General features: G+C 73.7%; 14 protein-coding genes. 2 read left to right on the top strand and 12 right to left on the bottom strand.

Going from position 1 to position 18648, the window contains the following annotated elements; translation table 11 throughout:
• Positions 1-65: 65 nt before the first annotated feature.
• The 4 genes from ACIBNE_RS03165 to ACIBNE_RS03150 all read right to left on the bottom strand — a co-directional run bounded on the left by ACIBNE_RS03165 (position 66) and on the right by ACIBNE_RS03150 (position 5251).
• Positions 66-1256 carry an isochorismate synthase gene (locus tag ACIBNE_RS03165; protein ID WP_399270037.1) on the bottom strand — a complete coding sequence of 397 codons (1191 nt, stop codon included), beginning with the start codon at positions 1254-1256 and terminating at the stop codon, positions 66-68.
• Positions 1257-1586: 330 nt separating this feature from the next.
• Positions 1587-2975 carry an ATP-binding protein gene (locus ACIBNE_RS03160; protein ID WP_399268902.1) on the bottom strand — a complete coding sequence of 463 codons (1389 nt, stop codon included), beginning with the start codon at positions 2973-2975 and terminating at the stop codon, positions 1587-1589.
• On the bottom strand, positions 2975-3673 hold the full coding sequence (locus ACIBNE_RS03155) for a response regulator transcription factor (RefSeq protein WP_399268899.1): 699 nt from the start codon (positions 3671-3673) through the stop codon (positions 2975-2977). Before ACIBNE_RS03155 ends, ACIBNE_RS03160 begins: the two co-directional genes overlap by 1 nt.
• Before the next feature lie 45 nt (positions 3674-3718).
• Entirely contained in the window at positions 3719-5251 is a 1533-nt protein-coding gene (locus tag ACIBNE_RS03150; protein ID WP_399268896.1) for an alpha/beta fold hydrolase, read from the bottom strand.
• 189 nt (positions 5252-5440) lie between these two features.
• On the opposite strand from ACIBNE_RS03150, the gene ACIBNE_RS03145 reads away from it, so the two are divergent.
• Entirely contained in the window at positions 5441-6064 is a 624-nt protein-coding gene (locus ACIBNE_RS03145) for a TetR/AcrR family transcriptional regulator (protein WP_399268894.1), read from the top strand.
• Between the two features lie 62 nt (positions 6065-6126).
• Here ACIBNE_RS03145 and ACIBNE_RS03140 read toward each other — a convergent pair whose 3' ends face one another.
• From ACIBNE_RS03140 to ACIBNE_RS03115, 6 genes are all read right to left on the bottom strand, one after another.
• The gene (locus ACIBNE_RS03140; RefSeq protein ID WP_399268891.1) at positions 6127-9333 is read right to left on the bottom strand and encodes a bifunctional cytochrome P450/NADPH--P450 reductase; all 3207 of its coding nucleotides are present in this window, start codon (positions 9331-9333) and stop codon (positions 6127-6129) included.
• Positions 9334-9506: 173 nt separating this feature from the next.
• Positions 9507-10061: a hypothetical protein gene (locus ACIBNE_RS03135; protein WP_399268888.1), complete on the bottom strand. Its 555-nt coding sequence runs from the start codon at positions 10059-10061 to the stop codon at positions 9507-9509.
• Between the two features lie 269 nt (positions 10062-10330).
• Positions 10331-12397, bottom strand: a complete 2067-nt coding sequence (locus ACIBNE_RS03130; RefSeq protein WP_399268886.1) for an iron ABC transporter permease — start codon at positions 12395-12397, stop codon at positions 10331-10333.
• A 4-nt stretch (positions 12398-12401) separates the two neighbouring features.
• Positions 12402-13388, bottom strand: coding sequence for an ABC transporter substrate-binding protein (locus tag ACIBNE_RS03125; protein WP_399268884.1), 987 nt, complete (start codon positions 13386-13388; stop codon positions 12402-12404).
• The gene (locus tag ACIBNE_RS03120; RefSeq protein WP_399268882.1) at positions 13385-14245 is read right to left on the bottom strand and encodes an ABC transporter ATP-binding protein; all 861 of its coding nucleotides are present in this window, start codon (positions 14243-14245) and stop codon (positions 13385-13387) included. The genes ACIBNE_RS03125 and ACIBNE_RS03120 overlap by 4 nt, the downstream gene beginning before the upstream one ends.
• An 88-nt stretch (positions 14246-14333) precedes the next feature.
• Positions 14334-15224, bottom strand: a complete 891-nt coding sequence (locus ACIBNE_RS03115) for an STAS domain-containing protein (RefSeq protein ID WP_399268880.1) — start codon at positions 15222-15224, stop codon at positions 14334-14336.
• A gap of 260 nt (positions 15225-15484) precedes the next feature.
• Here ACIBNE_RS03115 and ACIBNE_RS03110 point away from each other — a divergent pair, with 260 nt between their 5' ends.
• Positions 15485-16012, top strand: a complete 528-nt coding sequence (locus ACIBNE_RS03110; protein ID WP_399268878.1) for a two-component system response regulator — start codon at positions 15485-15487, stop codon at positions 16010-16012.
• Positions 16013-16070: 58 nt separating this feature from the next.
• Here ACIBNE_RS03110 and ACIBNE_RS03105 read toward each other — a convergent pair whose 3' ends face one another.
• Both ACIBNE_RS03105 and ACIBNE_RS03100 read right to left on the bottom strand, forming a co-directional pair.
• Positions 16071-17087, bottom strand: coding sequence for a hemolysin family protein (locus tag ACIBNE_RS03105; RefSeq protein WP_399268876.1), 1017 nt, complete (start codon positions 17085-17087; stop codon positions 16071-16073).
• Positions 17084-18433 carry a hemolysin family protein gene (locus tag ACIBNE_RS03100; protein WP_399268874.1) on the bottom strand — a complete coding sequence of 450 codons (1350 nt, stop codon included), beginning with the start codon at positions 18431-18433 and terminating at the stop codon, positions 17084-17086. Before ACIBNE_RS03100 ends, ACIBNE_RS03105 begins: the two co-directional genes overlap by 4 nt.
• Between the last annotated feature and the right edge of the window lie 215 nt (positions 18434-18648).

The raw sequence follows: 18648 nt of genomic DNA, 5'->3' as shown, positions 1-18648 counted from the left end.
CGGCGCGTCGGCGGGGGTGGTGGTCGTGGCGCCGCGCTGTACGGTACGGGGCGCGCGACGGCGCGTCATGCGGCGCCCTCCATGCCCAGGGCGCGCAGCAGCGTGCCGAACTTCGCGGTGGTCTCGGCCAGTTCGGCCTCGGGGACCGAGTCGGCGACGATCCCGGCGCCCGCGAAGAGCCGTACCGTGCGGTCGCAGACCTCGGCGCTGCGTATCGTCACGGCCCATTCGCCGTCGCCGTCCGCGCCGTTCCAGCCGACCATGCCCGCGTAGTAGCCGCGGTCCTCGGGCTCCAGGTCCGCGATGGCCGCGAACGCCCCGGCGCCCGGCACGCCGCACACGGCGGGCGTCGGGTGCAGGGCTTCGGCGAGTCCGAGCGAGGAGCAGACGGGGTCGGTGGGGTCCGCGAGGCGTCCGGCGATGCGGGTGGACAGGTGCCACATCGTCGGGGTGCCGATGACCTCGGGCCGCTCGGGCACCTGGAGGTCGACGCAGAACCTGCCGAGCACGTCGGCGACTTGGGCCGCGGTGTGCGCGTGCTCGCCGAGGTCCTTGACCGAGGCGCGCAGCCGTGCGACGCGCTCGCGGTCCACGGCCTCGTCGCCGGACCTGGGCGCGGAGCCCGCCAGCGGGTTGGCCACGACGGTGTCGCCGCGCCGGGAGACCAGGAGTTCGGGGCTGGCTCCGACGAGGGTGCGCGGGGCCGGGTCGCCGAGGGCGGTGACGTCGGCGGCGAAGGCGTACGCCGCCGGGTTCGCGCGCACCAGCCGGGCCAGCAGCGCGGGCACCCGCACCGGGGCGTCGGCGGTCAGTTCGAGGGAGCGGGCCAGGACGACCTTGCTCAGTTCGCCGCGGCCGATGCGTTCGACGGCCCGGCGGACGCCGTCCGCGTAGTGCGCGGGCTCGGGGCGCGGGGTGACCGACCAGCCGGTGCCCGCCTCGGTGTTGGGGGCGCCCAGGTCTTCGGGGGCGTCCGCGCGGCGCACCACGCAGGGCACCACGAGGGCGGCCCGCGCCAGCGGGCTGAAGCCGACGGCCCCCGCGACCACGGGCTCGGGGAGCCCGGCGGCCGCGGCCGCTTCCAGCGCGTCGGCCGCCGCCTTGGCGTACGTCCCGCTGCCCGCCGCGACCCGGGTGTGCACGCCGTCGGCGAGCAGGGCGCCCCGGGGCGAGGAGAAGTAGAACGAACCGGGCAGGTACGCGGCCAGGAGGTCGGCCGCCCGGTGCACGGGACTGGGGCGCACCAGCGCGGACATCGGCACGTCGGGTTCCTTTCTCTGGCACGCGGGTTCGCGTCCCGTCGGGTGACGGGCGCTGCGGGGTCGGGCGGGACGTTCACCGCGGAGGCGGCGGGGCGTTCACTGCGGAGGCGGTGGGGCGTTCACCGGGAGGTCGGTGGGTCGTTCGGCGCCGGGGAGCGTCGTGGTGTCGTGACGTCGGGGCGCGAACGGGCCGGGCGCGGTCCGCAAGTCCCGTACGGGACCTGCCGCTCCCACGTTCCGAACCATCGCATTTCCCCCTTGTCGACCCCCCTGTTCGCCCAGGCAAGGCTAACCTAACTTTCCGTGTCGACTGTACGCAAGTGATCACCTTTCCCGACCCGGCGGATCGCGTCGTTCGGCGGGCGGTCCCGACCTGTTCCCGCGCGGTCCCCGGGCCGCCGCGGCGGGCGGGGACTGCGGCGGGAGGGCGAAGCCGACCTCCGCGCCGCCGCCCTCCGCGCCCGTGGCGAAGACCGTGCCCCCCTCCGCCGCGACGATGTCGTGCACGATCGCCAGACCCAGGCCCGAGCCGGGGGTGGCCTGGGTGCGCGGGCCCCGGTGGAAGCGGCCGAAGACCGCCTCGCGTTCGGCGGGCTCGATGCCGGGGCCCCGGTCGCGCACCGACAGCCGGGTGCCTTCGACGTGGACGGTGACCGGGGTGCCGTCGGGGCTGAACTTCACCGCGTTGCTCAGGAGGTTGTCGACGCACCGGTGGAGCGCGCGGGGCCGGGCCAGGACGGGCCGGGGCGCGTCGGCCGTGACGGTGATCGTGCGGCCGGTCCTGGCCCGGTGGCGCAGCGCGGCGTCCTCGGCGAGGACCGGCAGGTCGACGGCGACCGGGTCCTCGTCCGTGTAGCGGTCGGTGGCCAGGTCGACCAGTTCCCGCACGAGGTCGTCCAGGGCGGCCGTCTCGGTGACCAGGGTGGTGAGGATCTGCTCCTCGTCCTCGGGGGCGAGCCTGCCCCGGGCCCGTTGCAGGAGTTCGGCACTGCCGCGCACCGAGGTCAGCGGGGTGCGCAGCTCGTGGCTCGCGTCCTGGACCAGCTGCTGCTGCTGTGCGCGGGAGCGGCGCAGCGCCGTGAGCATCGAGTCGAAGCTGCGGGTGAGCCGGCCGATCTCGTCGGCCCCGGCGGGCGGCAGCTCGACGGAGAGGTTGCGGGTGGTGGTGATGTGCTCTGTGGTGCGGGCCAGTTGGCGCACGGGCCGCAGGATCCGCCCCAGGACCAGCCAGCTCAGCAGCGCCGAAAGGGCGACGGCCGCCGCGGTCGTGAGGGAGATCCGCCACAGGAACGCGTCGTCGACGCGCGCGGCGCCCCCGTAGTCCTGCCCGACCATGACCGCTCCCCCGCCGGGCAGCGGCCTGGTCAGGACGCCGTACTCGGTGCCGGAGACGACGACGTCCTCACGGCTCTCCCCCGTCCCCGTCCCGGCCACCCGCAGGGCAGCCACGGGGACCGGCAGCCGCACGCCGCCGGGGGCCAGTTGCCGTACGACGCCGTCGGCGGACACCACCTGTTCGACCATGCCCTCCCGGGGCGGCGGGGTCAGGCCCGCGTCGATGAGGGCGACGACGGCGTCCGTACGGTCGTCGAGGCCGCGCTCCAGTTCGTCGCCGACCAGGTCGCTGACGCCCCGGTAGGACATGACGGCGGCCAGCGCCATGGCGAGCGCGGCCGCCGCCACCACCACTGCGGTGATCTTCGTACGGAGCATCAGGCGGCCCGGACGGTGTAGCCGACGCTGCGCACGGTGTGGATCAGCCGGGGCTCGCCGCCCTGCTCGGTCTTCTGGCGGAGGTAGCCGATGTAGACGTCCAGCGAGCGGGAGGTGGTGTCGAAGTCGAAGCCCCAGATCCGCTCGTACATCTGCGACCTGGTCAACACCGTGCCCGGGTGGCACATCAGCAGTTCGAGGACGTCGAACTCGGTCTTCGTCAGGTCGAGTCCGCGCTCCCCGCGGAACGCCTGCCGCGCCTCGGGGTCCAGCGTGAGGTCGCCGACCGCGAGCGCGCCCGTGCCCCCGGCCGCTTCGGTGCGGCGCAGCAGGGCCCGTATGCGGGCGAAGAGTTCCTCGGTGGCGAACGGCTTCGCCAGGTAGTCGTCGGCGCCCGCGTCGAGCCCCGCCACCCGGTCGCCGACCTCGTGTCTGGCCGTCAGGACCAGGATCGGCGTGCGGTCGCCGCGCCTGCGCAGCATCCGGCACAGGCCGAGCCCGTCGAGGTTCGGCATGACCACGTCCACCACCGCCAGGTCGGGCCGCTCCCGCTCGAAGTGGCCCAGCGCCTCCAGGCCGTCGGCGGCCGTGAGCACCCGGTAGCCCTCGAAGCGCAGCAGCTGGTCCAGGGTGCTGCGCACGCCCGGGTCGTCCTCGGCGACCAGCACCGTCCTGCGGTGTCCCGTTCCCTCAGTCATGTGATCATCTTCGTCGGTGGCGGACGTGGTCACGGCACCGGCCCGTCAGCCGCGCACGGGGGCGACGGTGATCGGCGGGAGGGCGTTCAGACAGGACGTGTCGCCCGTGCGGCCGGTGCGGACGAAGTGCGACGAGACTCCGGTGACGCAGCGGCTCATCTCCAGCTCGGGCACGTGTCCGAGGTTGCGGACCGAGAGGAACCGGCTGTCGCGGAACTGGCGGGCCGCCTTCTTCCCGCTCGCGTCGGGCGTGTTGGCGTCGAGGTCGCCGGAGAGGACGAGGACCGGGACGTCCGGCAGCTTCGGACCGACGGGCTGCGGGTCGGGGGTGTTCTCGCGCGGCCAGCCGATGCACACGTCACCCGCGTCCGTGGTCCCCTCGGTGAAGCCCTTGGCGCTGAACGCCCCGTGCTCTGCGGGGCGCACGGCCGCGAGCGCGGCGTTGTGCTGGCGCCAGCGCACCGACAGCGGGGCCTTCTTCGACCAGGACTTGCGGTAGTCGTTGCAGACGACCGCGATGTACGGCGCCTGGTCGACCGTGCTGCCCGACGCGCCCTCCTCCTGGACCAGTGCGCGCAGCGGTGCCGCGTCGCCCGCGACGAACCGGTTCAGGGCGCGGGGCAGCCGGCCGAGCAGCGAGGGGTCGGCGGGCGCGAGCCCCACTCCGCTGCTCGCCGCCTCGAAGAGCAGGTTGGCGAGCTTGTCCTCGCCGAACCGCTTCTGGTACACGCCGTGTTCGGTGGTGATCGGCACGGTGAGGGGCTTGGCCCGCAGCCGGGCGGCCGTGGTGGCCAGGTCCTTCACCGCCCGCTCGCCGTCGCACGCGGCGGCGCTGCGCGCGCACAGGCGCCGCAGGGTCAGCGAGACCGCCTGTGCGCTGGGGCGCGCCATGGGGTCGAGCGCGAGGGGGTAGGCGCCCGACAGCACGATGTTGCGCACGTGCCCGGGGTGGCGGGAGGCGTAGACCGGCATCAGGTAGGTCCCGTAGGACAGCCCGTACAGGCTCAGCCGGTCCACCTTGATGCGGGCGCGCACGGCGTCGATGTCGTCGGCGGTGGCGGCGGAGGTGAAGCCCGCGGCCCTGGCGCCGAGGTTCTTGCCGCACTTCACGACCGCGGCCCGCTGCTGGGCCCGCGTGCCGAAGCGGTACTCCGCGTCGGTGACGCCGCACGGCACGCGCTGGGACGCGCCGGTGCCGCGCGGGTCGACGAGGAGCACGTCGCGGTCCTTCAGCAGGCCCTCCATGAACCAGGCGACCTCACCGGCCTTGTCGATCAGGGTCTCGCCGGGACCGCCCGGGTTGAGGGCCACCGTGCCCTTCGCGGCGCCCGGCGCCCGGTGCCGAAGGACCGCGTAGCTCACCTTGACCCTGCCCAGCTCCGGCTTCCCGACGACGAGCGGACGGTCGACCGTGCCGCAGTCGACCCGGTGCCCCGCCACCGTCGGACACCACTGCGGGGCCGCGGGTCCCGTCGTCCCCGGCGCGGCGGCGGCCGCCGTGGGCAGGGCCGACGCCAGCAGCGCCATCATGCTGACGGCCAGTCCCGCGCGCCGCGCCGTCTTCTTCTCGTGCGTCATGTCCGCTCCCGGTCTCTCCAGTGATCGGCCCCTCGGCTTTGCTCCCCCGGGGGCGAGTACGACCTTGCCGGGCCCGTTTCACAGCCCCGGCAGAGCAGCCGCAAAGGAACGTAAGAATCGCCCGGCCCGTACGACGGCACTTGTTGTTCGAACGACTTGCTCGGACGACTGAGTCGCTATGATTCGGCCATGGCACACGTGACCGCGGCCGAACGCCGCCCCCAGCTGATCGAAGCGGCCATCGCCCTGATGACCAGGGAGGGCGTGGCCGCGGGCAGCACCCGCGCCATCGCGGCGGAGCTCGGCGTCGCCCAGGCGACGGTGCACTACACGTTCGGTACGAAGGAGGACCTGTACCGGGCCGTCATGGAGCGGCTGACCGGCGACCTGGTCGCACACGTGAAGGAGTCGGCGCCCGGCGACGCCGGTTTCGCGGAGAGCATCGCCGCCATGACCGCCGCCCTCTGGCGCACGGTGCGCGAGCAGCCCGAGTCCCACCAGCTCCTGACCGAGCTGAGCATGCTCGCGCTGCGCACGCCCAATCTCCGCGAGGTCCTGGAGACCCACAACCGCGAGGTGACGGCCGTGACGGCGCGGCTGGTGGCCGAGGCTGCCGAGCGGACGGGGCAGCGGCTCGCGGCGCCCGCGACGGCCGTCGCGAACCACTTCCTCGCCTCCTTCGACGGGCTGACGCTCCAGCACCTGGCCCTGCCCGACGAGGAGGCCGAGAGGATCGGCCTCCAGACCCTGGTGTCCAGCGTCGTGGCGCTGGCGGACGGCACGCTGAAGCCCGTGACGCTGCCGGAGGCCTGAGCTTCCGACGGCGTCACGGGCCGCGTCACGGGCGCACGGGCCGGGTCCCGGGCCCGCGCGGGTCAGCCGGCCCAGACGTCCTCGACGTACGTGCCCGACTCGACCAGGGCGTCCAGCCAGGCGGCCGACTCCGCGTCGTCCGCGCCCGTGTGCTCGCGGTAGACGGCCCTGAAGGCCTCCCGCACCGCCGGGGCCATGCGCCGCCCGTCGCCGCAGACGCGCACCCGGCCGCCCGCCTCCAGCACGGCCCACACCTCGGCGCTCTCCCGGGCGATCCGGTCCTGGACGTACCGCACCCCGTCCTCGGGGGCCCGCGAGAAGGCGGGGCGCATGCGCACGGCGCCCGCGGCCTCGGCCCGCTCGAACTCCTCGCGGTGCAGGTAGTCGACGTCCGGGTGGTCGCAGCCGAAGTAGCAGAGCAGGGTGCCGGTGGCCCCGGCGTGCAGCCGGTCGAGCACGGCCCCCCTGAAGGGCGCGAGGCCGGTGCCCGCGCTCACCAGGATCGCCGGGGCCGCGCCGTCCCCGGGCAGCCGGAACGCCTCGGCGCACGGCAGGACCCTGGCCTGGACGGTGTCCCCCGCGCGGAGGGTCTGGACGTACGTGGAGGCGGTGCCGTCGAACGAGCCTTCGCCCGAGCGGTGGGGCGCGGTCAGCAGCGACACCATCAGCTCCGCCTCGCCGGGCACGGCCCGCGCGGAGGACGAGACCGAGTAGTGCCGGGGGCGCAGCACGGGCAGCGTCTCCAGGAAGCGTTCGAACGGAAGCTCGCAGGCGCGGTACCGCTCCAGCAGGTCCAGGACGCTCAGCCCGGCGGCCGTGACACGGGCGTGGAACTCCTCGGGTCCGGCCTCCGCCAGCGCGGCCAGCGGGCGCCGCTCGGGCGGGCAGGCGGTGTGCTCGGCGAGGAGGGCCACGTGCTCGGGGGCGGCCGGGTGCTGGAGCTCCACGAAGTCGGTGAGCAGGCGGCGCACGGTCAGCGGGCGGTCGACGGGGAGCGCGCCCCGGCTGCGGCGGCGGGCGCTCAGCCGGATCGTGCGGTCGGGGTCGAGGCCGAAGCGGTCGGTGACCCGCTGGACGAGCGCTTCGGGGTTGCGCGGCAGGAGGGCGATGTGGTCGCCGGTCCGGTAGCCGACGCCGTCCGGGAGGCGCAGTCGGAGGTAGCGCTTGGAGCGGCCCAGCTCGTGGTCCGTGTCGACCAGTTCGCGGGCTTCGAGGACCTCCATGGGCCGGACGCCGTGCCGGGCGGCGAGTTCGCCGGTGACGGACGCGGTGGCGTCCGCGATCTCGTACAGGCCCCGCTCCCCGCTCGGGCGCTCCCCGCGCTCCGCCGCGTCCGCGTCGCCGTACCGGTCGAGGAGGGCCGTCCACAGGTCGGCGCTCCAGCGGTCCACGGTGCCCGCGAAGTCCCCCGAGGCGTCGGCCGCCCCGCGCTCCAGCAGCGGGAGGGCCCCGGCGGCGCGCAGCCGCTCGTCGACCAGCGTCGGTACGTGCTGGTAGGTGGCGGCCCAGTTGCGGTCGCCGACGCCCAGGACGGCGTACCTGAGCCCGTCGAGCGAGCCGGGCTCCAGCGTGCGCAGCCAGTCGACGAAGCGGGTGGCGTCGTCGGTGGGGCGGCCGTTGTAGGAGGCGGCGACGATCACGACGGGGCCCGCGGCGGGGTCGAGCCCGTCCGCGAGGTCGTCCAGCGGGGCGACGGAGGCGGTGAAGCCGTACGCGTCGCCCTCGGCGGACAGGTCGCGGGCGATGCCTGCGCAGGTGCCGAGGTTGGAGCCGTGCAGCAGCGTCAGCGCGGTGGCCTTCGCGGTGGTGCGGCGCTCCGGGGCCCCGTCCGCACGCGGGCCGGTGGCGTCGGGCGTGCGGGGCGTGCGGCGCTCGTCGGCCGTGCGGCGGGCCAGTTCGAGGGTGAACGCGTCGGGCTTGATGGTGAGCGACTGCTGGATCTTGAGCTGGTAGTCGGCGTGGTCGATCAGCCGGTAGCGGTGCACCAGCAGGCCGAGGAGCAGGGTGGCCTCGTGGAGCGCGAACTGCCGTCCGATGCAGGCGCGTTCGCCGCTGCCGAAGGGCTTGAAGAGGTGGACGGGGCGGGCCGCCTCGCGCTCGGGCGTGAACCGCTCGGGGTCGAACAGCTCGACGTTCTCGCCCCAGGCCGGGTCGCGGTGCAGCGCGGGCGTGAGCACCAGCAGCGTCTCGCCCGCGCGGACCGCGTGCGTGCCGCCGATGACGATGTCCTCGATCGGCTCCACGGCGAACGCGGGCGCGGTCGGCCACAGCCGCAGGCTCTCGTTGAGCACCTGGCGGACGTACGTGAGCCTGCCGACGTCCGCGTACGAGGGGTCGGGCGCGTCCGCGTCGCCCCACAGCGCGTCGACCTCCGCCTGGGCGCGGGCCAGCACCTCGGGGTGCTTGGTCAGGTAGTGCAGGGCGAACGAGAGGGCTCCGCTGGTGGTTTCGTGGCCCGCGATGAGGAACGTGATCACCTGGTTGCGGATGTTCACGTCGTCCAGCGGTTCGCCGGTGACCGTGTCGCGGGTGTGCAGCATCCGGCCCAGCAGGTCGTCGGTGCGGGTGTCGCCGGACGCCCTGCGACGCCGTATCACCTCGTCCACCAGTTCCGTCATGAGCGCGGCGTCCGCGCGGAACCGCTCGGCCTGGCGCCACTTGAACAGCTCGGCGCCGGGCAGCGACTCGCTCTTGGCCTGGGTGAAGGCCAGCGCCCTGCCCATCGCGCCGACGAAGGGGTGCTGCTCGTCGCGCTCGAACGACTCGAAGTCGTAGTCGAATCCGCAGAGTCCGATGGTGTCGAAGGTCAGCCGGGTCATGTCCTCGGGCACGTCCACCGGGCCGCTGCCCGCGGCCAGGTCCCACTTGGCGATCAGCGAGCGGGCGACCTTGAGCATGGTCGCGTGGTAGCCGCGCATGGCGCCGAGCGAGAACGCGGGCATCAGGATGTCGTGCGCCTTGCGCCAGTTGGGCTCGTGGTGGAAGGCGGTGAAGAGGCCGTCCCCGGCGATCTGCCGGATCTCGACCAGGTCGGAGTGCACGTTCTTGCGGAACCTGCTCTCGTCCGACAGCTCGGCGACCAGGTCGAGTCCGCCCACGACCACGGCGTCGTCACCGAAGGCGCGGACCCGGAACACCGGGCCCAGCTCCTTGACCTCCTTCATCAGGTGGAGGAGCCCGTCGGCGCCCCTGGGGATGTCGAGGGCGTGCCCGAGGAAGGGGAGCGCGGGGCGCTCGGGGATCGCGGTGGTCGTCGTCGCGTGGGTCATGGGCCCGCCTTTCGTGCCGCACCGGCTGTCGCTTGACGCAAACGTTATCGTGCGACTTTGTCAGGTGACAATGTCAGACGATTGTGTTGCTCGGCACAGGGGTTCGGCACAACCGAAGGGGTGCCGGACGCGTCCGGCACCCCTTCGACTTCGGTTCTTCGCCCCGCGGCGCGCTACCAGGTGTGCGCCACGTCCACGATCAGCTTGTCGCCCGACTGCAGGACCCGGAACGGCAGCCGGGCGCGGACGCCGACGCCGACCTGCGTCTGCCCCTCGTAACTCGCGCCGAACTTGGTGTCCTTGAAGGTCCGGTAGCCCTTGACGTCCACACCGGGCAGCGGCTTGCCCGCCCGGCCGGGGTAGACGGGCTTCGCGGTCGCCGGGTCGTAGCTCGGCGCGTTGACGACGACCTGGAGCACGGCTCCGCCTGCGACCGGTATCGGGGTGCCGGAGCCGTCCTGGCGGAACTTGGTGACGTACGAGACGTGGTACCCGGTCCTGCCCGCCGGGCCGGTCACGTCGAACACCATGCGGTCGTAGCAGGTGTTGCGGCCGGTCCTGATGTTCTTCAACGGCTTGCCGGTCGAGTCGGGGACCGTCTTCAGCCCGCTGCCCCACCGCGCCGAGCAGCTCGTGGCCGCGGGCGCGGCGCCCGCCGTGCCCGCCGTGCCGACGAGTCCCGTACCGGCTACCGCGAGCGCCACCGCCGCAGTCGTCGTCCGTCGCATGATGTGCCTCCCACATGTGCTGTTCACGTGCCGTACCGCTGCTGTCCAGAGGTGCACCACGTTGGACAGCTGACCGGGGGGACCCGGTTGCCCCGCACGCGTGTTTCAGCCGGATTCGAGACGACTTTGTCGTGAACGCGGGAGTGTGGGCGACAGAGACGCCGCGGAGACCGGCCCGCGCTGGACGGACGCCGCTCCCGCCGTCCAGCGTACGCCCGGCTTCCGGGAGTGGCCGTTCCACGGATCGCGCGCGCCGGCCGTCGCACGTCCTAGCGGCGGCTGCGGATCAGCAGGTAGAGGAAGTACGGCGTGCCGATCACCGCGGTCATCAGGCCGGCGCCGAGCTGGGCCGGGGCGATGACGGTGCGGCCCACCAGGTCGGCGGTGCACACGAGGATCGCGCCGAGCAGCACGGAGACCGGCACCACCCGGGCGTGCTGCCGGCCCACGAGGGCCCGCGCGGCGTGCGGGGCGACCAGTCCGACGAAGCCGATCGTGCCCGCGGCGGCCACGGCGGTGGCGCTCAGCAGGACGCCGAGCACCAGGAAGCCGAGTCGGCCCCGGCTCAGGTTCAGCCCCAGCAGCCTCGGGGTGTCCTCGTCGAGGGAGACCAGGTCGAGTTCGGTGCGCCGCAGGACCGCGACGGTCACGCCCACGGCGAGCACCCCGGCCAGCGGCAGCACGTCGGGCACGGTCCGCCCGTAGGTGGAGCCCGACAGCCAGGTGAGCGCCTTCGTCGCGTTGAACGGGTCGGTGAGGATGATCAGGAGGCTGATCACCGCGGACGCGCCCGTGGCCACGCCGAAGCCGACGAGGACGAGCCGGTTCTGCTGGAACCCGCCCCGCGCGGCCAGTCCGAAGACGAGGACCGAGCTGAGCGCGGCGCCCGCGAACGCCCCGGCGGCCACGCTCCAGGTGCCGGCCAGGGGCACCGTCGTGACGAGCACGACGGCGCCCACCGCCGCGCCGTTGGTGACGCCGAGGATGCCGGGGTCGGCCAGCGGGTTGCGGGTCACGGCCTGGATGAGGGTGCCGGCCAGGGCGAGCGCCGCGCCCGCGAGGAGCGCGGCCAGCACGCGGGGCACCCGCGTGTCGAGGACGAAGGCAGTGGTCTGCCCCGCCTTCCCCTGGGCCCAGTTGACCACGTCGCCCAGCAGGAGCTTGGCGTCGCCGAGCAGGACGGCGGCGACGACGACGGCGAGGAGGACGACCACCAGGACGGCCGTGGTGGTGAGGAAGACGGCCCTGCTGCGCAGCCGCAGCCGGTCGACGGCGGCGGCTCCCGCGGTGTCCTTCACCCGGGCCGCCATGACGATCAGGAACACCGCGCCGACGAAGCTGGTGACGACGCCGGTGGGCACGGCGACCGCGGTGTCGGCGGGCACGAGGGCGCGCAGCAGCACGTCGGAGCCGAGCACCAGGGCCGCGCCGGTGAGTCCCGCGGTCGGCAGGTGCAGGCGCGAGCGGTTGAAGGGGCGGAACCTGCGGCCGAGGCCGCGCACGAGGGCGGGTGCGCACAGGCCGACGAAGCCGATGGGCCCGGCGAGGGTGACGGCGGCGGTGGACAGCAGGGCGGCGAGCACGACGGCGGTGACGCGCGTGCCGCGCACGGGCACGCCGACCCCGCGCGCCGCGTCGTCGCCGAGCGCCAGGGCGTCGACCCTGCGGGAGATGAGGATCAGGCCCACGAGGCCGACGGCGGCGACGGGCGCCATCTGCAGGACGCCGTCGAAGCCGTTCTGCGCGATGCTGCCCTGGTTCCACTTGTAGAGGCCCTCGGTCTGCTGCGGGAACAGCAGGAGCAGGCCCTCGGTGACGGCGGTGAGGCCGAGGGTGAGGGCGCTGCCCGCGAGGACGAGCCGGACGGTGCCCGCGCCGAGGCCGGACAGTCCGAGGACGACGGCCGCGGCGACGAGGCCGCCGATGAAGGCGACGCCGGACGAGGCCAGCAGCGGCAGCGAGACGCCCGACGCGGCGAACAGGCCGAGCGCGAAGTAGGAACCGGCGTTGACGGCGAGGGTGTCGGGCGAGGCGAGCACGTTGCGGCTGACCGACTGGAGGGCGGCGCCCGCCATGCCGAGTACGGCGCCGATGAGCAGCCCCGCGGTCATCCTGGGCAGCCGGGAGGACACGACGACCGACGCGTCGGACGCGTCGGCCTGCCCGGTGAGCGCCTTCCAGACCTCGGACGGGCCCACGGCCGCGGTGCCCTGGGTGATGTCCACGACCGCGAGCGCGGTGACGAGGACGACGAGTGCGGCCGTCACCGCGGCCGCGCCCGTCCGGGACGCGACGGCCGACGGACGGGTGGCGGGGGTGGTTGCGGTGACGGCCATGGTGCTACTTCTTCGTCAGGGCGGTGACGACGGAGTCGACGTAGCTGTTCATGGACTCGGTGGCGCCGAACATCCAGATGCCGTCGGGCAGTCGGTGCACGTTGCCCTTCTTGACGAACGGCAGGTTCGTCCACACCTTGTCCTTGGCCAGGACGCCGGTGAACGGGTTGCTGGTCTTGTCGCCGTCGTTGCCGATGTAGGCGAAGTGCGTGCCGGGGCTCAGCTTGGTCAGGCCCTCGACGTCGGTGGTGCCGAGGCCGTAGTCCTTGTCGCCCTTGACGGTCCAGGCGTTCTTCAGGCCGAGCTTCTCGTTGACGGCGCCGATCAGGGAGCCGCTGGTGTAGGGCCTGATCGAGGTCTGGTTGGAGGCGACGTAGCCGTCGGCGAAGGCGTACTCGGCGCCGGCCAGCTTGGCGTCGGCCAGCTTCTGCCTGCCGTCGGCGAGCTTCGCCTCGAAGTCCTTCTTGAGCTTCTCGGCCTTGTCGGTGGTGCCGGTCGCCTTGGCGATCAGGTCGAGGTTCTTGGTCATCTGCCCGATCGGGTCGGCCGCGTCGGCGGGCCGGAGCGTCATGACCGTGCCGACCTTGCGCAGCTGCTTGATCGCGGCGGCGGGCAGGTCGGTGGTGGCGAGGATCAGGTCGGGCTTGAGGGCCGCGACGGCGTCCATGCTCGGCTCGCCGCGCGTGCCGATGTCCTTGGGGTCGTTCTTCAGCGGGACGGCGCTGTCCCAGGTCTTGTAGCCCTTGACGTCGGAGACGCCGGCCGGGTCGACGCCCAGGGATATCAGGCTCTCGACGGTGTTCCACTCGGTGCCGACGACCTTCTTGGCCGGGCCGTTCAGCTTGACCTCGGCGCCCGTGGCGTCGGTGAGGGTGATGGTCTCGGCGGAGGGCTTCTTCGCCTCGTCGGCGGCAGGCTCGGTGGTGCCGCAGGCGGCCAGGGCGAGGGCCGCGGCGGTGGCGGCCGCCGCGGTGAGGAAGTGGCGCTTCATGAGGTGGTGCTGAGCCTTTCGCTTCGCGAGTGGTGGCGGCCTATGGCGCGGGTGCGCAGCCGTCCGGTGAGCGGGTCGGTGTCGACCTCGATGCGGATGCCGTACGTGTCGGTGAGCCGCTCCGGCGTCAGCACGTCGGCGGGGTCGCCGTCCGCGACGACCCGGCCTTCGGCGAGCAGGACGATCCGGTCGGCGACGGCGGCCGCCTGGTCGAGGTCGTGCAGGACGGCGCCGACGGCGATGCCGTGGTCGTCCGCCAGGTCGCGCATGAGGTCGAGGAGTTCGACCTGGTAGCGCAGGTCCAGGTGGTTGGTGGGCTCGTCGAGCAGGAGCACGCCCGTCTCCTGGGCGAGGCAGCCCGCGAGCCAGACGCGCTGGAGCTGCCCTCCGGAGAGGTGTTCGGCGCCGCGCCCGGCGAGGTCGGCGACGCCCGTCATGGCGAGCGCGCGGTCCACGGCGGCCCGTCCGCCGGGGTCGGCCTTGCCCCAGCGGCTGCGGTACGGGTAGCGGCCGAATTCGACCACGTCCCGCACGGTCAGGCCGCTGGGCGTGGGCCGTCCCTGGGTGAGGAGGGCGACGTGGCGCGAGAACTCGCGCGAGGTCAGGGCGAGCCCGTCGGTCGCGCCGTCGATGAGCAGCGTGGCCGCCCTGGGCCGCTGGAGGCGCGCGAGCGTGCGCAGCAGGGTGGACTTGCCGCTGCCGTTGGGGCCCACCAGGACCGTCACTTCGCCCGGTCGCAGCGTCATGGCGGCGTCGTGGACGACGTCGACGCCTTCGTACGCCACGGTGACGCCCGTGGCCGAGAGTTCATGACCGGGGGGACGCGGGGCCGCGGCGGTCTCTTCACCTACATGCACGAAGGGGAGGTTAGCCTACCCTTATTGAACTTGGAAACAGGGGTTCGGTTTTCTGCCGCAAGAGGGAAACCGGCCAACCCGCGCCGCGTCAGCGGTCGGCCCCGCCGACCGCACCCGACCTCGGCGACGGCAGGGGCGGCGGCAGCGGCAGCGCCACGCGAGCCAGCCCGCGGCCCGTCTGGTGGCGCAGGTCGTGCCAGGCGCTGCCCGTCGCCCGAGCCAGGGAACCGAGGGTGGCGCGCTGCTCGTCGGTCCAGTGGCCGGCCAGCGGGCGGTGCACCGAGATCACGCCGAGCCGGACGCCGCCCGGGGCGGCCACCGGCACCGAGGCAACGCCGCCGACCCCGGCCTCCCGCAGGACGTCCAGGGCCGGGGTGCCGAGGAAGACCGGCGAGGCCGCCACCTCTTCGACGAAGACCCCGCTCTGGTCCTGAAGGGCCACGCCGCACGCCGACTCACGGTCCTGCACGGTCTCGAAGTAGCTCAGGAAGGGCTGGTGGAAGCCCCGTTGGGCGACGATCCGCAGCGCGCCCGCCTCCGGGTCGTACAGCTGCGCGTTGCCCATCGGCGCCCCCGTGATCCGCAGCGCCAGGGCGAGCGCGTCCCGCAGCAGGTCGCGGGCGTAGGCGTGCTCGTCGCGGTGGCCGTTCGGCGCGGGCGCGCGCAGGCCGCTGGGCACGCGGCACAGCCGCATGGTGTGCGCCACCGCGCTGTGGGCCCTGCGGACGGTGAGGCTGGCTCCCGCGGCAGCCGCCCTGCGGTGCGCGCTCACCAGCAGCTCCACGCCCGCCAGGGAGCAGAACGTGACGCGGCTCAGGTCCAGTTCGACCCGTCCGGTGGGGGTCTCCAGGCCGTGCAGCGCGTGTTCCAGGGCGGGCACGGCCAAGGTGTCGAGCTCACCGGCGACGTGCAGGACCGTGTGGTCGTCGGCGCGGGACACGGCCAGCCTCAGCCGGGGCGCGGGGGCGGACCAGACCATGGCCATTCCTCACGACTGGAAGAAGTCGGGTGCTGTCAGTGTAGGCCCGTCGCACCGCGTGCGTGAGTGTCCCCGACGGGCCGTTCGGGCAGGTCCCGAAGGTGGTCGGGGCTTCTCCATCCGTCTTTCACACCAAGGTCGTTGCATTTGCGCCGTGCATCTGCCGCGCGCGGCGCGGGAAGGTCTTCTCGGCACACCCGCGCGGTGACAGACTCTGCGCAGGGCTGCACACTGGCAGGGGAACGGGCGGAGGCGGGGCCATGTCCGCGGTACCGGAGAAGGTTCTGCTGGTCGACGACCACGCGGACAACTTGTACGCGCTGGAGAGCGCTCTCGTTCCGCTCGGCTACCCCCTCGCCAGGGCCACCGACGGCGACAGCGCGCTCAAGGAGCTCTTACGCGGCTCGGTGGCGGTCGCCGTCCTGGACGTGATGATGCCGAGGGTCAGCGGCCTCGACGTCCTGCGTTACGTGCGCCACATCGAGCAGACCCGTGACATTCCGGTCGTCCTGATCACCGCGATGGGCCGGGAGAGCAACGTCGCCGACGCCGCGCTGCGGCTGGGCGCGGCCGATCTGCTGCTCAAGCCCGTCGACCCCTGGGCGCTGCGCATCAAGGTCAAGTACCTCTACGAGACCCGGCGGGCCCAGTACGAACTGCGCACCCAGCTGCGCAGCATGCGCCAGCACCCGGGCGAGGAGCTCACGTCGGAGCCGACCGTCAGGACCCCGCACCAGCGGACGGGGAACAGCACGCGCCTGCCGGACGGTGCCCGCGGCCCGCTGTGACGATCCCCCCTGCCCCGGGCGCTCGCACGCCGGGACAGGGGGGATCGGACGGGGGTCCTCACGCGGCGGCCGGGCCGACCAGCTCCCCCAGGACGTCCTCCATCGTCACGTACCCGAGCACCGTGCCCGCCTCGCCGACCACCGCCGCGAGGTGGCTGCCGGCCGCGCGCAGGGCGGTCAGCGTGTCGTCCAGCGGGGTGTCGATGCGGACCCGGGTCACCGCGTGGAGCGCGGTGCGCGGGAAGGGCGCGTCCCGGTCGGTGACGCCCAGGGTGTCCTTGATGTGCAGGTAGCCCAGGACGGCTCCGGCGGGTCCCGTGACCGGGAAGCGGGAGTACCCGGCCTCGGCCGCCGTGCGCTCCAGCCGCGCCGGGGTGGTCCGGTGGTCGACCGTCACCATCCGTCCGGCGGGCACGAGGATCTCCCCGACCGGCCGGGTGCCCAGCTCCAGGGCGTCGCGCAGCCGCTCGCCGTCGGTGGGGGTCAGCAGCCCCGCCTCACTGGTGTCGCGGACCATGCGGGCCAGCTCGTCGTCGGTGAACACCGACCCGACCTCGTCCTTGGGCTCGACCTTCAGCAGCCGCAGCAGCGCGTTGGCGAAGGCGTTGATGCCGAAGATCACCGGGCGCAGGGCGCGGGTGAGGCCCACCAGCAGCGGGCCGAGCAGCAGCGCGGTGCGCGCCGGGGCGGCCAGCGCGATGTTCTTCGGCACCATCTCGCCGAAGAGCATGTGGGCGTAGGTCGCCGCGGCCAGCGCGATCACGAAGGAGATCGGGTGGACGAGGGCGCCCGGCACGCTCGCGGCCCCGAAGACCGGCTCCAGGAGGTGGGCGATGGCCGGTTCGGCGACCGCGCCGAGCACCAGCGAGGAGACGGTGATGCCGAGCTGGGCCGTGGCCATCAGCGCGGAGATGTGCTCCAGGCCCCACAGGGTGAGCCGGGCCCGCCGGTCGCCCTCGCGGGCCGCGGGCTCGATCTGGCTGCGGCGCACGGAGATCAGCGAGAACTCCGCGCCCACGAAGAACGCGTTGGTCAGCAGCGTGAGGGCGCCGATCAGCAGTTGCAGGGCGGTCATCGCGCGTCCTCCAGCTGTCCGTGTCCTTCGGCTCCGTCGGTGCTGCGGGCCGGTTCGGTGATGTGGACGCGGTCGGCGCGGTGGTGCTCGACGTCCAGGACGTCGATGCGCCAGCCCTCCAGCTCGACCGTGTCGCCCTGGGCCGGGATGCGGGCCAGCCGGGTGGCGACGAGACCCGCGACCGTCTCGTAGGGGCCGTCGGGCGCGAGGAGCCCTATCCGGGCCAGCTCGTCTATGCGCACGCCGCCGTCCGCCTCCCAGGTCGCGCGGCCGTCGCAGGTGGGCGGGGCGGGCAGCAGGTCGGGGGCCTCGGCCGGGTCGTGCTCGTCGCGGACCTCGCCGACGACCTCCTCGACGATGTCCTCCATGGTCGCGACGCCCGCGGTGCCGCCGTATTCGTCGATCACGAGCGCCATGGTGCGGTGGGCCCGCAGCCGCTCCAGGAGCCGGTCGGCGGGGAGCGAGTCGGGGACCAGCAGCGGCGCGGTGGTCAGTTCGGTCACCGGGGTGGTGGCCCGGCGCTCCGCGTCCAGGGCGAGGACGTCGCGGATGTGGACGGTGCCGACGACCTCGTCGAGGGTGCCCCGGTAGACGGGGAAGCGGGAGAGGCCGGTGGCGTACGTGAGGTTGGCGGCGTCGGCCGCGGTGGCGCGGGCGTCCAGGGCCCGTACGTCCACGCGCGGCGTCATCACGTTCTCGGCCGTCAGCTGCCCCAGGTGCAGGGTGCGCACGAACAGCTCGGCCGAGTCGGCCTCGATGGCGCCCTCTGCCGCGGAGTGCCGGACCAGCGAGGCCAGTTCGGCGGGGGTGCGTACGGTCTCCAGCTCCTCGGCGGGCTCCAGGCCGAAGCGGCGCACGAAGCGGTTGGCGGTGTTGTTGAGGTGCCGGATGAACGGCGCGAAGGCCGCGGTGAAGCCGCGCTGCGGAGCGGCGACCACCTTGGCGACGGCCAGCGGCCGGGAGATCGCCCAGTTCTTCGGCACCAGTTCGCCGATCACCATCAGGACGACCGTGGAGACGACGACGCCCAGGAGCGTGGCGACCGTGGGGGCCGCGCCGCCGAGTCCGGCCGCTTCGAGGGGGCCGCGCAGCAGGGCGGCGAGCGAGGGCTCGGCGAGCATGCCGATGATCAGTGAGGTGACCGTGATGCCGAGCTGGGCGCCGGAGAGCTGGAAGGTCAGCTTGCGCACGGCGGCCAGGGCGCCGTCGGCGCCGCGCTCACCCGCGGCGGCGGCGCGTTCGAGGTCGCCGCGCTCGACGGTGGTGAGGGAGAACTCGGCCGCGACGAACACCGCGCACGCCAGGGTGAGGGCGAGGGCCAGGAGCAGCAGCAGGAGTTCCGTCACCGTGCCACCCCCGTCCGCAGGCTCGGTCTGTGCGGGTGGGATGCGGCACGGCTGGTACTGGGAGGCTCACCCATTGCGGGTTCGATGCTCCTTCTTGGGTAGTTCGGGGGTTCTGCGGGGCCACGGCCCGTGACCCCATGTTTCTACATGTGTGTAGAGAACGCGAGTGCCTCCGCCTGTGTTCCCGCTCCCACCGGCTTTCGCGCGCGACCGCC

Source organism: Streptomyces sp. NPDC050504 (assembly GCF_044458065.1).
Lineage (GTDB): Bacteria > Actinomycetota > Actinomycetes > Streptomycetales > Streptomycetaceae > Streptomyces.
The sequence above is the reverse complement of the archived record's forward strand: the minus strand, read 5'-3'. Positions and strand labels throughout refer to the sequence as shown.